The 13,984-nt window shown below is 41.1% G+C and carries 12 protein-coding genes; 11 read left to right on the top strand and 1 reads right to left on the bottom strand.

Features of this window, described 5'->3' with window-relative positions:
• Nucleotides 1-52 precede the first annotated feature (52 nt).
• Together VMW78_08515 and VMW78_08510 are read left to right on the top strand one after the other, a co-directional pair.
• Nucleotides 53-229: a hypothetical protein gene (locus VMW78_08515; GenBank protein HUV51045.1), complete on the top strand. Its 177-nt coding sequence runs from the start codon at nt 53-55 to the stop codon at nt 227-229.
• A gap of 272 nt (nt 230-501) precedes the next feature.
• Nucleotides 502-813 carry a YhbY family RNA-binding protein gene (locus VMW78_08510; protein ID HUV51044.1) on the top strand — a complete coding sequence of 104 codons (312 nt, stop codon included), beginning with the start codon at nt 502-504 and terminating at the stop codon, nt 811-813.
• A 236-nt stretch (nt 814-1,049) separates the two neighbouring features.
• On the opposite strand, the gene VMW78_08505 is transcribed toward VMW78_08510, so the two are convergent.
• Complete coding sequence (locus VMW78_08505; GenBank protein HUV51043.1) at nt 1,050-2,345, bottom strand: cytochrome c3 family protein; 1,296 nt, start codon at nt 2,343-2,345, stop codon at nt 1,050-1,052.
• A 750-nt stretch (nt 2,346-3,095) separates the two neighbouring features.
• On the opposite strand from VMW78_08505, the gene VMW78_08500 reads away from it, so the two are divergent.
• The 9 genes from VMW78_08500 to VMW78_08460 form a co-directional block, all read left to right on the top strand.
• Nucleotides 3,096-5,912 carry a type I restriction-modification enzyme R subunit C-terminal domain-containing protein gene (locus tag VMW78_08500; GenBank protein HUV51042.1) on the top strand — a complete coding sequence of 939 codons (2,817 nt, stop codon included), beginning with the start codon at nt 3,096-3,098 and terminating at the stop codon, nt 5,910-5,912.
• Nucleotides 5,913-5,976: 64 nt separating this feature from the next.
• The gene (locus VMW78_08495) at nt 5,977-6,537 is read left to right on the top strand and encodes an ORF6N domain-containing protein (GenBank protein HUV51041.1); all 561 of its coding nucleotides are present in this window, start codon (nt 5,977-5,979) and stop codon (nt 6,535-6,537) included.
• Between the two features lie 121 nt (nt 6,538-6,658).
• A complete protein-coding gene (locus VMW78_08490) occupies nt 6,659-7,864 on the top strand; it encodes a restriction endonuclease subunit S (protein HUV51040.1) in 1,206 nt (401 codons plus the stop codon).
• A 17-nt stretch (nt 7,865-7,881) separates the two neighbouring features.
• The gene (locus tag VMW78_08485; GenBank protein ID HUV51039.1) at nt 7,882-10,617 is read left to right on the top strand and encodes a PHP domain-containing protein; all 2,736 of its coding nucleotides are present in this window, start codon (nt 7,882-7,884) and stop codon (nt 10,615-10,617) included.
• Nucleotides 10,618-10,626: 9 nt separating this feature from the next.
• Complete coding sequence (locus tag VMW78_08480; protein ID HUV51038.1) at nt 10,627-12,126, top strand: class I SAM-dependent DNA methyltransferase; 1,500 nt, start codon at nt 10,627-10,629, stop codon at nt 12,124-12,126.
• A 353-nt stretch (nt 12,127-12,479) separates the two neighbouring features.
• Entirely contained in the window at nt 12,480-12,869 is a 390-nt protein-coding gene (locus tag VMW78_08475; GenBank protein ID HUV51037.1) for a hypothetical protein, read from the top strand.
• A gap of 269 nt (nt 12,870-13,138) precedes the next feature.
• Nucleotides 13,139-13,381, top strand: a complete 243-nt coding sequence (locus VMW78_08470; GenBank protein ID HUV51036.1) for a type II toxin-antitoxin system Phd/YefM family antitoxin — start codon at nt 13,139-13,141, stop codon at nt 13,379-13,381.
• A complete protein-coding gene (locus VMW78_08465; protein HUV51035.1) occupies nt 13,381-13,641 on the top strand; it encodes a Txe/YoeB family addiction module toxin in 261 nt (86 codons plus the stop codon). The genes VMW78_08470 and VMW78_08465 overlap by 1 nt, the downstream gene beginning before the upstream one ends.
• Nucleotides 13,638-13,984, top strand: a 347-nt coding sequence (locus VMW78_08460) for a DUF3795 domain-containing protein (protein ID HUV51034.1), incomplete at its 3' end; no start/stop codon positions are given. The genes VMW78_08465 and VMW78_08460, both read left to right, overlap by 4 nt.

Genomic DNA, 13,984 nt, shown 5'->3' with positions numbered 1-13,984 from the left:
GGTTTTCGCCGCTCATTTCCGATGTTCGCCCCGCCGCAAGCGGGGCGAACCCTTGTCTGTTAAATCCGGCATGAAACAAAAAACCAATTTTGACCGATACCTTGAAAAGCAGTTGAAAGATCCTGATTTTGCCGGGCGCTACCAAAAGGCCGGTGATGCCTGGGACGTGGCTTTGCAATTAGCTGCTTTGCGTAAAAACGCAACTTGTGGCAAAACCTTCAAGGGATAGAGTGATAACTTATCGAAAAGATAACAAATTAAATTGACTTGTATATTCGCTTAATATATCTTGCCAAAGATTAATTTCGGTCTGTTTTTTGAACCTCAAACAGGAGGATCAGATGACCAATCATTGGATTACAAAAAAATAAAGCCCCGTTTCTTCAGACACATGAAGGATGGGGCGTTTTGCTTTACCGGCTTGGAACTGAAACAACAACGTTCTTATAAACTGAGGAGTATCCCATAAATACTCAAAACAATTTTCAAACGGAGGTATGGGTGGAAAAACTGAAAGGGTATCAGAAGAAATATTTGAAAGGTCTTGCCCACGGCATGAAACCACTGGTTTTTGTCGGGCAGAAGGGAATTTCGCCTGCTCTAACAGAAGCTGTTGATGAGTCATTAAAAAAGCATGAGCTTATTAAGGTAAAATTTATTGATTTCAAGGAAAAAAGCCAGAAGGAAAAAATAGCCGGCGTCATTGAAAAAGAAACCGCTTCCGAGTTGGTGAAAATGATTGGTCATATTGCAATATTTTATCGTCAGCAAAAAAACCCTGAAAAAAGAAAGATCGATATTCCAAAGGAGTAACCGGCACACAATGTAATGCTGGTGTCTGTACAGAACGTTCCAATCCCAACACATTGACGATACAAACTTATAAACTGAAGAGGATGTCCCGTAAATACTCCAGTGTTGTAGATCTGTATGATTCTGGGCGATTATAGGGCTATATGCCGATTGCAGGTCAGATAGTTTGGAACACTGTCAGTGGCTGGAGTCGGAATTTGGATTTCGAAAGTGTATCGTGGCGCCCTCACCCAGCTTCAAAACGTTCGCCTGGTGGCTGGAGCCTGCGTACAATTGCTGACTTGCCCACCGTGATAGTGACAAGTGTTGCAATCTATGGGGGCTCCATTTCCAGCCGAATGACATCCTCCTCCCGCGCCGCACCCCATAGCGTTTTTATACGGCGCGTCGGCATCCTGGTGGTGTATCGTATAGTTCATACCTGCCCCGCTGATGTTATGACAGCGATAACAAACAATTCTCATCTCTTGCGAGGTTGCATCGTCATATAAGTCTCCTAATACACCGCCGTTTATCCTTCTTCTTACCAAGTACAGATTCTTTGACCCGTGCGGCTCATGACAGTCGGTGCAGGAAAGAACAAGCCCGCTGGCATCCCACGCTGTAGCATACGGCTCAAGCAGATTCATTGCCGCCGCGCTTGAGGCGGTGGCAACATTTGTGCCATGCTTATCGCCGCCTGCTTCGCCTCCTATTGAACTCCAATCAATGGGTGTATTAGGAAGACTATATGGTGACCCGGTCATGCTCGAGGAATGGCAGTCCTGGCAGAAGGTGATATAATCCGGCATATTGGAACCCCATCCTTCCGCGGGTTCACTTGCGGTCATGTCGGGTTCGTACTTAACAGGTGCTGTGCTTTTAGAATAGGGCGGCCGATAATAACTTGTATAATCGCTCAACTTCTCACCAGCACTATCACCCCAAAGCTCGTCATGAGCAGAGGGCTTGGATATGGCCGTATATGTCGGATCGCCGGGGTTTGCTTTATTCTGTTTGGCTTTATGAACATTGTGGCATGCGCTGCAAGGGTTGGAGCCTGTTTTAAATGTGGAACTCCAGTTAGCCTTCGCAAAAGTAAGCACATTGTTCAGATCGTGAGAAGACAATTTGTTAAAGAGCTCGAAAATAGAATCTTCAACAATTGAAGCGTTACCAAAGGTAGCGCTGTAATCGTAGTTTAGAATTACTTCGTTTTGCAGATAACCGGTATCTATATGGCAGTAAAAGCACGCATTATCATCCTGGGCATAAGACCCTGCTAATGCTGAAGTGTTAAAATTTTGCGCCAGGAGACAAAACCTATCAGGCCCTGCGGCGTCACCGGTGCTTGGAGACGGCTCAGCCCCTGCAATACTTGCATGCTGTTCGTGGCAGTGGGCGCAGTTGCCCCGAGCATATTGATTCGTTCCGGTTCGAAGCACGCCGAAGGTTGCGCTATCCCCATGAGCGGAATTCCCGTAAGGCCCTGCAAAAGCAAGCCCGCTTCCCAAAAACATGAGGGCGATCAACCCTAAAAACATTCTCTCCATTTTGTTCACCATTTTAATATTACAGATGGTTAAAGGCAGATCGTTCTCTGTCTAGAGTATCGATCTTTTTGGGTTAATAGTATAGAGCTGAAAACATGAAGTCCATGTGGAGCTTTTTGCCGATTATTTGTGGCGAAATTACTACAGCAAGGGATAATTATTGAGATTCAAGAGAGATAATCAACAGGGAGAAAAAGGGGGACAGGATTGAATTTCGGCGTTTGGTTCCTTGGGAGGTTAACCCATAAATATCAGATGTATAGCGTGGCCCGACCCCCATCCCACGATCAGGCTACTTATGGCAAAAAAGACAAGGGATAGGGGGATAACTTATCGAAAAGATAACAAATTAAATTGACTTGTATGTTCGCTTAATATATCTTGCCAAAGATTAATTTCGGTCTGTTTTTTGAACCTCAAACAGGAGGATCGGGTGACCAATCATTGGATTACAAAAAAATAAAGCCCCATTTCTTCAGCAATATGAAGGATGGGGCTTTTTGCTTTACAGGCTTGGACCTGAACCGCAATAGCGAGCGAATACAAAAACAGCAAACTTCCTTACGGTCGAAGCTCCCCTCTGCTTGGCTGGGAAGCTTGAAACCATGAACTAAAAAAAGGATTTGGCTGTTCTATTCTTGACGATATAAACTTATAAACTGAAGAGCGTAAGTACGCTCAGTATTTGCTTTTAAAGCTAATAACGGGTATAATTATTTATATATATAGCATGTAGCACAAAAGGGTATTATGACCAAAACACCTGAACAAAAAGCCAGGGAAACCATCGACAAAATGTTGGACTTGTCCGGCTGGGATGTCCAGGATCTCGCAGGCGTCAATATACATGCAAAAAAAGGGGTGGCCATCAGGGAGTTCCCGTTAAATCAGGGGCATGGCTTTGCAGATTATCTCCTTTATGTAAATGGCAAGGCATCAGGGGTTGTTGAGGCAAAAAAAGTCGGAACTACCCTTACAGGCGTTGAAATCCAGTCCGACAAATACAAAACCGGCCTGCCCGAGCAGCTTCCCGCCTGGTATCGGCCACTCCCTTTCTGTTATGAATCCACAGGTGTGGAGACCCGTTTTACAAATGACCTTGAACCTGACCCTCGTTCCCGGAATGTCTTTTCTTTCCATCGCCCTGAAACATTGGCAGATTGGATAAATGAAGACCCGCCTTTAGTTAAAGGGAATATGCTTGAAACACAGTCCCCTTTTGGCAAGCCTTCCACCCTGAATCTGCGCCTGAAACAGATGCCTACGCTCATTGAAGAAGGCCTCTGGTCTGCCCAGATCAGGGCTATAAAAAAACTGGAAAAATCTTTTTCAGAAAACCGTCCACGCGCTCTTATACAGATGGCCACAGGATCAGGCAAGACATTTACTGCCATCAGCTTTATTTACAGGCTTATAAAGTTTGCAAAGGCACGCCGGATTTTGTTTCTTGTTGACCGCGGCAATCTGGGCAGACAGACCCTTAAGGAATTCCAGCAGTATGTTTCTCCCTATAACAACTATAAATTCAGCGAAGAATTCATTGTTCAACGCCTTACTTCAAAAAATCTGGATTTCACTGCACGAGTCTGCATCTGCACTATCCAGCGTCTTTATTCAATGCTTAAGGGTGAGGATCTTGCTGAGGAGGATGAGGAAAAATCTGTTCAGGGCTTGGAAAAAGTCTATGGTGAGGTGCCGCCCATAGAATATAATCCGGCCATCCCTATTGAGACCTTTGACTTTATAATTACAGACGAGTGTCACCGTTCCATTTACAATCTTTGGCGCCAGGTGCTGGAATATTTTGATTCATATCTTATAGGCCTTACCGCCACACCCAGCAAACAGACTTTTGGTTTTTTCAATCAGAATCTTGTCATGGAATATGGGCATGAGGAGGCTGTGGCCGACGGCGTGAACGTGAATTACGACGTGTACCGCATCAAGACCGAAATTACAGAAGGTGGTTCTATTGTCGAAGCTGGTTATTATGTAGACAAACGGGACCGTGAAACCCGATCTGTGCGCTGGGAGCGGCTGGACGAAGACCTCGAATACACCCCCAATCAACTGGACCGCGATGTGGTTGCTAAGGATCAGATCCGCACTGTTATCCGTACTTTTCGTGACAAGCTGTTTACAGATATTTTTCCCGGCCGGACCGAGGTTCCAAAGACCGTAATTTTTGCAAAAGATGACAGCCACGCTGAAGACATTGTCAAGATTGTGCGCGAGGAATTTGCAAAGGGCAATGACTTTGCCCAGAAAATTACCTACAAGACAACCGGCAAAAAGACGGATGAACTCATCGCCGAATTTCGCAACTTCTACTTTCCGCGAATAGCGGTCACCGTGGATATGATCGCAACCGGCACTGACATCAAGCCTCTTGAAGTTGTAATGTTCATGCGCAGCGTAAAATCCCTCGGATATTTTGAGCAGATGAAGGGTCGGGGCGTACGTGTTATAAATGATGATGACCTGCAATCTGTAACATCTGATGCAAAAACCAAGGATCACTATGTCATTGTGGATGCTGTTGGTGTCTGCGAGCGGGATAAGACCGACTCAAGGCCCATGGACCGGAAAAAATCGGTCTCTTTTGAAAAGCTTCTCCAAGCTGTAAGTCTTGGAAACACAGAACCGGATGTTATTTCCTCAATTGCTGTCCGCATTGCGCGTTTAAACAAAAACCTTACAAAAGAAGACAGTTCAAAGATAATTGAGCTTGCAGATGGCAAAAGCCTGGGTGAGCTTACGTATGATCTTGTAAATGCCATTAATCCTGACAAACAGGTTGAACTTGCCTGCACCGAGCTGGGCGAGGCAGGCAGCACGGCACAGCCTTCCGAAGAAGAAATTCAGGAAGCTGCAACAAGCCTGATAAAAAACGCGGTCAAGCCCCTGCATAATCCAGAGCTTCGGAATCTATTGATAGAGATTAAGAAAAAGAACGAGCAGATCATTGATAATGTCAGTCCTGATAAGGTTATAGAAGCAGGCTTCAGCGCAGAGGCCATGGAAAAAGCAAAAGGCATGATCGAGTCCTTTAAGAAGTTTATTGAGAAAAATAAGGATGAAATCACAGCCCTGCAGATTCTTTACTCCAGGCCGTACAAGGCGCGTTTACGGTTTGAAAATATAAAAGAGCTTGCAGATACCATAAAAAAGCCGCCTCATCTTTGGACTGAAAATAATCTCTGGATGGCCTATGCTGCTCTTGAAAAGTCAAAGGTTCGTGGTGCAAGCGGCCCGCATATTTTAACGGATTTGGTGTCTCTTGTGCGGTATGCGCTTGATCAGGAAAACGAGCTTGTGCCGTTTCCGGAAAAGGTTGATACAAATTTCAATGCATGGTTGGCACAGCAGGGTAAAAAGTTCACGGAAGAACAGATTCGCTGGCTTGAGATGATCCGTGATCATATTGCAGGAAACTTAAGCATTGAAACAGATGATTTTGAATATGCGCCTTTTTCGCAGGCAGGTGGTATTGGAAAGGTTTATCAATTATTCGGTGAAGAATTAAATATCATCTTAGATGATTTAAATGAAAGGCTTGTGGCATAATATTTACCTGCGCTTTGCAGGAAGGGAATAGGGCAAAACCTTTTTAATGTGAAATGGATTAATAATGAATGACATTGTGTCGGTAGAAAGAATTGCAAGTAAAATTTATGTGATTCGGCAGGTGAAAGTAATGCTGGACACGGATCTTGCAGATTTATATGGGGTTGAAACAAGAGTGCTAAATCAAGCTGTAAAGAGACACAAAAAAAGATTTCCTGATGATTTTATGTTCCAACTCTCAAAAGATGAATATGAATCTTTGATATCACAATTTGTGACATCAAAAAAAACAGGGCGAGGCGGTGTCAGGAAAATGCCTTACGTGTTTACTGAGCAAGGTGTTGCCATGCTATCCGGTGTTTTGAATAGTGACCGGGCTATTGCTGTTAATATCCTGATAATGCGGACATTTACAAAACTACGGCAGGCACTTTTAGATAATAAAGATTTGAGAAAAGAATTGTCGGAATTAAAGCAGCTTACAGAAGATCGTTTTCGAGTTGTTTTCGAAACACTGGATCAGCTTTTGGCAGTTGAATACAAACCGAAAAAAAAGATTGGTTTTACAGTAAAAGAAAAACAACGTGCCTATGGTAAGAAAACCGGGAAGAAGAAAACACCATGAAGAGCATGTTGAACGATATTCTGGACTTGTCCGCGCGCATAGCGCAGGCGGGTGAATTGAATGTTTATCTGCGCAAACGAGAGTTTGCAGGCAGGAGGCGTTGGCGGCGTAGATTGAAACAATGGGCATAGCAAATAAAAATAAGCTTCCTTCCGGTTGGACCACAGTTAACCTGGGAAAAATAGTAAATATTAAATACGGTAAAGGTTTACCAACAAAGAAGCTCACAGAAAGAGGATACCCTGTTTTTGGTGCAAATGGAATAATAGGTTTTTATACAGATTATCTATATGAAGAAGAACAGGTTTTAATATCTTGTAGGGGCGCATATAGTGGTAAAATCAACTGGTCACCTGCAAAATGCTATATTACAAATAATTCCCTTGTATTAGAAACACCATCTGAAATTAAAGATATAAAAAAATATTTGTTTTATGCACTACAATCTGCTGATAAATCAAAAATAGTAACCGGATCTGCACAACCTCAAGTTACAATTAACAATGTAATAGATCTAATAATTCCATTAGCCCCTCATTATGAACAAAAACTCATTGTAGCAGAGATCGAAAAGCAATTTTCCCGCCTGGATGAAGCTGTTGAAAACCTCAAGCGCGTAAAAGCCAACCTAAAGCGATACAAAGCCTCTGTCCTCAAAGCCGCTGTTGAAGGAACACTTATCAATACTATCACTGAAAATACAAGCTTTTTCGTTGAAAATTGGCAACCAATTGAATCAGCTCTCGTTACCCTGGACCAAGGTTGGAGTCCTAAGTGTGACAGGCTGCAAGCGAATGGACCAGAGTGGGGTGTGATCAAAACGAGTGCAGTTCAGGCTCTACAGTACATAGAGTGGGAAAACAAACGTCTACCTGAATCGATTGAACCAAGACGGCATCTCGAATTGCAAAAAAATGACTTACTTGTTACACGAGCCGGGCCAAGAAAAAGAGTCGGTGTCTGCTGTCTTGTCAGGTCCACAAGGTCAAAGCTCATACTGTGTGATAAGGTCTACAGACTTCGATGCAATCATGAAGTTGCACTACCTGGCTATTTGGAACTGGTACTTAACGCTCCTCAAATTAAGGAATCAATCAATGAACTTAAGACTGGAATTTCGGATAGTGGTGTTAATCTCACACAAAAGAGATTTAAAGCTCTGAGGATTCCGTTACCAAGTGTTGAACTCCAGATACAAATCGAATCAGAAGTTCAACGTTTGTGGTCTATTGCAGATAGCGCCACATTAAGCACAACTGAAGGTAGTGCTCGTTGCCAACGACTAAGACAATCAATCCTTAAAAAAGCTTTTTCAGGGCAACTTTAATTATTGAAAGGTGAAAGATGCTATCCAAATATCCAAAAGGTTCAGAATGGAGAAAATGGGATTTACATATACACTCAATTTATTCAAGAGAGAACCGCGCAAAACTCGAAATTAAAGATATTTTCAATAATGCAATCACTAAGAATGTTGCTGTAATTGCAATCACCGATCATTCTAACGTTGATGGTCTTGATGAAATATGGAGTGTCTGGGAAAATGAAAAGACTGAAAATGGTGATAATATCAAAGATGTTATTACTTTTTTTCCAGGAGTTGAGCTTAAAGCGTCAAGTGGTGAACGAGGTGTTCATTTTCTCGTGGTTTTCCCTCCCTATATCCAACATAGGATAAGTCATATACAAAAGGTTGATAAAGATTTTTTGATAAATTCTTTTCTATCAAAAATTGATTGCGCCAAAAGTGATGTTCAAAATTCAGGTGATGGCAGCTATGATAAAGGATTGTTTCAGATTGCCGTAGATTTAGAAAAAACAGCTCAATTAGCTCATAAGTTAGGTGGATTAATTATAGTTCATAATGGAAACAAGGACCATGGCTTTGATCAAGAGATAGCTCATCCGGCTGACAGTGCTGATGAAAAAGAGCTGTTAAATACCCTTGGCCCATATAAAGAAAAGTTGATGAAGGAATGTGTAGATATCTGTGAGTTCCCAAATTGGAATAGTTATCATCAAAATGAAGCTAAGTTTTATTTGGAGAAATTTAATAAATCGTCAGTTGTCTTTTCTGATTCCCACGATCAATATCTTCTTAATACTACCACCTGGATTAAAGCGGATCCAACTTTTGAAGGCTTCAAACAGATTCTTTTTGAACCAATTGAAAGGGTATGTATCCAAGATCTATCGCCACAGATTGATTTCCCCAAACCTTTTTTCAGCAGAATAATTGCAGATGCTAAGATTATCAATAATGAGAATATCACATTTAATAGTGCTGACATTCCATTAAATCCAAATTTAGTTTCTATTATTGGTGGCCGTGGAACTGGTAAAAGTATTTTGCTTGATTGTTTATATAAAACTTTCCACTCTGGTGAAGAGCGGAATATTGATGATAATATTGTTAATATAAATCCTACTAACTTTAAAGTCGATTATGAAAAATCAGATGGCGAAATTATCCATTATAATTTTTCCGACAAAGAACCTCTGTCTTACTTACATGTCAGACAGGGAGAAATAAAGCAGATTGTTAAAAATCCGGAACAGTTGAGTAAACACATTAAAAACCTATTAAGGATAAGCATTGAAGAAGATGTACCCAAGTACGAATATGATTTGTCGAATTTGCTCGAAAAAATAATAAGCATAAAATCTTGGTTTATAACCACAGACACTGATGGAAATATAATTAATAGTGAAGAATATAATAATAAGCGAATTAAAGAAAATAAATCTTTAATTAAAACAATAACAACAGATAAAAACAAAAAGCTTATCGAGGATTATAAGAAAAACAGTATCAGTATTAATAATAAAGAAATATTAATTAAACGGTTAGAAGAATTACAGTCAACTTCTGAAAATTATAAAGCGGAGATAGAACGTCTGATCAAAGAGATAAATGAATCAGGCCAACTCGTTAGCAGCCTGCCAAATATTGATTTTTCACCACTTGAAACAAGTATTCAGAAATCGCAAGAAAAACTGACAAACGAGATCAATAAACTCAAAGGAAACAATAAAAATATTGTTGAGGAGTTTAAAAACCAAGGGATTGATCAAGATATTAGCGGTTTGTTAACGAAAGTTAATCAATATCAAGGTATTATTGATAAGAGTGTTGATAAAATAAACGAAATAAAGAGAAAAACTGAAGAATTAGAAAAGCGTATTAATAATCGGGTTTTATTCAAAGATAATATTAATTCAGATTTGACACAACAAAAGAAGAATGTTGATAGGGCTTTTACTTCTTTGAAAGAGGGCCCTGAAAATTGGAGCCAGATACAAAAGAGTTTGGTTAAAAATCTACTTAAAGATATCCAGATATATGCTCAAATAAATTTTAACGTGGGAAAATTTTATGATGGACTTTCTGGTTTATTAAATGGTCAGAAATTTAGAAGCACAGCTACTCATACACAATTAGATCGAATAAAAGCTAAGATTAAAGTTGATTCATATGAATCATTTCTAAAATTAATTGGTAATGAAAAAATTATATCTGATAACGAAGGGAAATTAATAAACCTTGATGAGTTCGCTCTTAATGATGATTTTTTTCTTAAGGATGTGGGATTTGACATGTTTGAGTATCTTTACTTATCCCGCTATCGTATTAGATATTTAACAATAAATGCCGTTATTGAATATAAAGGGAAAAAACCTGAAAAGTTATCAGTTGGTCAGAGAGGTACTTTTTACATTTGTATGAAATTGGCAACAGATCCGTTTGGAAGTCCTTTTGTTTTTGATCAACCAGAAGATGACCTTGATAATGAATTTATAATGGAGGACCTCGTACCATTATTTAAGGAAATTAAGAAATATCGACAGGTGATTATTGCAACTCATAATGCAAATCTGGTTGTTAATGCTGATGCAGAACAGGTAATAGTCGCGAACAATACTGATGAGGTTCTTTCATATAGAAGTGGATCTTTGGAACATACAGATAGAAAAACAAAAAAAGGTATTCGTGAAGAAGTCTGCAGGATATTAGAGGGTGGAGAAACAGCTTTTGAAAAAAGGGAGTTAAAATATGGTTTCAGCAAAACAAATATATAAGATGAGCGAATGAATACTTCTGCAATTGTACAAAAATTATGGAACTACTGTAACGTCCTCCGTGATGATGGAATGTCGTATGGCGACTACGTTGAGCAGCTCACATATCTGCTGTTTCTCAAGATGGCAGACGAGCGAACAAAGCTTTACCCGAGCCTGACAGGCAGGCAGACACCGGAAATCGTCCCGAAAAATTATGACTGGCAGAGTTTGATAAAAAAGGATGGTGATGATCTGTTTGATCATTACCGTCATGTTCTGGAAAATCTGGGAAAAGGAAAAGGCCTGCTCGGACTGATCTTTAACAAATCACAAAATAAATTTCAGGACCCTGCAAAACTGCGGCGGTTGATTGTTGATCTTATTGATAAAGAAAACTGGTCAATAATGAGTGCCGACGTTAAGGGCGATGCTTATGAAGGTCTTTTGGAAAAAAATGCTCAGGATACAAAAACAGGGGCAGGCCAATATTTTACACCCCGTCCGCTCATTCGGGCAATTATTGACGTTATCCAGCCCAAGCCTGGCGAAACCATATGCGATCCAGCGTGTGGCACAGGTGGATTCTTCTTGGCCGCGCATGATTATATCGTAAAGCACTATCCCAACATGACCACGGAAGAAAAAAAGAAGCTCAAGGAGAAAACCTTCAAGGGATGGGAGCTGGTACAAAACACTGCACGACTCTGCGCCATGAATCTCATGCTGCATGGTATAACCTCAAACGGAAGTGAATTGCCTCTTGTGGTAGCGGATTCTCTGGCTGCCGACCCCGGCGATCGATTCTATGTAGTTATGACTAACCCACCATTTGGCAAAAAGAGCAGCACAACAATTGTTAATGGTAAGGGCCAGATTTCCAAGGAAAAGGATATCATTGAAAGAGAGGATTTCTGGTCCACAACTTCAAACAAACAGCTCAACTTTGTCCAGCATGTAAAAACTCTGCTTAAACAACATGGCCGTGCTGCAATCGTCGTCCCAGACAATGTGCTTTTCGAAGGCGGGGCCGGAGAAAATATCCGAAGAAAACTTCTTCACGAATGTGAGGTACACACACTTCTCCGCTTGCCGACAGGCCTGTTCTATGCACAGGGCGTAAAAGCAAACGTCCTCTTTTTTGACCGCAAGCCAGCTTCTGAAAAACCCTGGACAAAAAAACTCTGGATATATGATTTGCGAACCAACGTGCATTTTACACTCAAGACAAATCCTTTAAAACGAGAAGACCTGGATGAATTCGTAAAATGCTATAATCCGAAAAACAGAAACAAACGCAAAGAAACATGGACTGAAAACGGTTCAGACGGCCGGTGGCGCGCCTTTGATTATGAAGAACTTATAAATCGAGACAAAGCCAGCCTCGACATTGTCTGGCTCAGGGATAAAAGCCTTGAAGATTCCGAAAACCTGCCTGATCCCGGAATTCTCGCACAAGAAATAGTTGAAGACCTCGAAGCCGCTCTCGAACAGTTCCGTGAAATTGCCGAAGACCTTGGTGAACAGTAAGGAGTCAAAAAATGAAATCGCTGAATCCCAAATACCTTCAAAAGCAGCCAATTACCCATAACCTTCTGCAAACCATCCGCAGAATTGCGGAATAGAGAAAAAGGGGGGTTGAATTTAGGCGTTTGGTTCCTTGGGGGTCTGGCCATAGGAACATATTGATATTGTGAACAAATCATTTAAATATAGCGTCATATAAAGCCTTAAAAGGGTATTTTTGTAAAGAATTTTTGCTAAAATTTGCCGGAGATCGACGCCGATGGTTGCAATGGTTGTTTGGTGAAAGGGTAAAGAATAAGAGGGACAACATGTTACTATTTCAAGGAATCCTATCAGGTCTCTTTGGAGGCATCCTGATGGGTGCAGTTTCTGAAGCGTTTTATCGGTTTGGGATTTTCAAGTCATCCATCTTCATTATTGACGCGTCATTTGTGACGCGTTTTATTAAAAGACGTGCCGATAAAATAAACACTTATCTCTTTGGAATTCCCGTACACCTCATGACGAGTTCTGCCTTTGGCGTTATTTACATGGGCGGGACATATATTCTTAAACTTGATTCTCATTCAACATGGATTCTATGGCCTTACGTCACAATTCTCTGGATTTCCATGCTATTTGCAGCACTCCCTGTAGCCGGACAGGGATTTCTTGGAAGAAAAGGAGGCCGATTCGCCTGGGTTGAACAGCTTTTCCTGCATATAGTATATGGGATTGGACTGTGGTTCTCACTCAACCAAATCTAAGAAATTAAAATAGCCTTTATGGGACTCCTTGATATGTTGGTTAATTACTTTGCAATAAATTTATTTTGTCCCTGGGAATCGGGCCACAGGAACATATTGATATTGTGAACTAATGATTTAAATGTTGCGTCATATAAGGCCTTAAAAGGGTATTTTTGTGATTGGGGATTATACGATGTCCCTTAAATTCCTTTGATAAAGCTTGACAAAGCGTACGCCATGCCGTACTGTTCAGGTGTAATAACTTCCATTAAATCAAAAGGTAAATCATGCCGACAATAGCAGCTACTGAAGCAAGATCAAAGCTTTATCGACTTATTGACGAAGCAGCCTCTTCTCACGAACCGATTATTATAAAGGGAAAGCGGGGCAGCGCTGTACTTATTTCCGAGGATGACTGGCGCGCTATTCAGGAAACCATGTACCTGCTAAATATTCCTGGTATGCGGGAATCAATTCGGGGAGGGTTAGCCACGCCAATCGAGGAATGCACTCAGGAACTTGACTGGTAATGTGGCAAGTAGTTTTCACTAAACATGCTCAAAAAGACGCCAAAAAGCTTTCCGCTGCCGGGCTGCGCCCAAAAGCCGAAAATCTGATTGAAATCTTTCTTAAGAATCCTTGCCAGAACCCCCCACCTTTCGAAAAGTTATTAGGTGATTTATCCGGGGCCTTTTCCCGGCGAATTAACATACAGCACCGGTTAGTCTATCAGGTTCTTGATGACGAAAAAGTGGTTAAAGTCATTAGGATGTGGACTCGTTATGAATGACCAGGCATAACATTTCGCTTACAGTCGGACTTGGCAGAGCCGCCGAACATTTCATTTTGAAGGAGGCGCTTATCATGAGCATGGAAACTTTTCTGAAAGTCAGAAAAATGGGAAAAGAAACAAAAGAAAAAAGAAAAAATGAAGAAATAGATTTTGATTATATGACCGCACCCTGTGGATTGCCGTGTTTCGAATGTTATCTTTATTTGGCACAGTTTGACCAAGGAATGGCCGAAACAATAGCAGGTGTCTTTAATCTTTCACCCGATGAAATCCAATGTAAAGGATGCAGGGCTGAAGAGGGTAAATGTGCCCATCATTCCATGGAATGCAGGGTTTATAA

Source organism: Anaerolineae bacterium (assembly GCA_035529315.1).
In the GTDB taxonomy this organism is placed as follows: domain Bacteria; phylum Desulfobacterota; class Desulfobacteria; order Desulfobacterales; family ETH-SRB1; genus Desulfaltia.
Note: the sequence above shows the minus strand (reverse complement) of the source record. Positions and strands in the feature narration are given on the sequence as shown.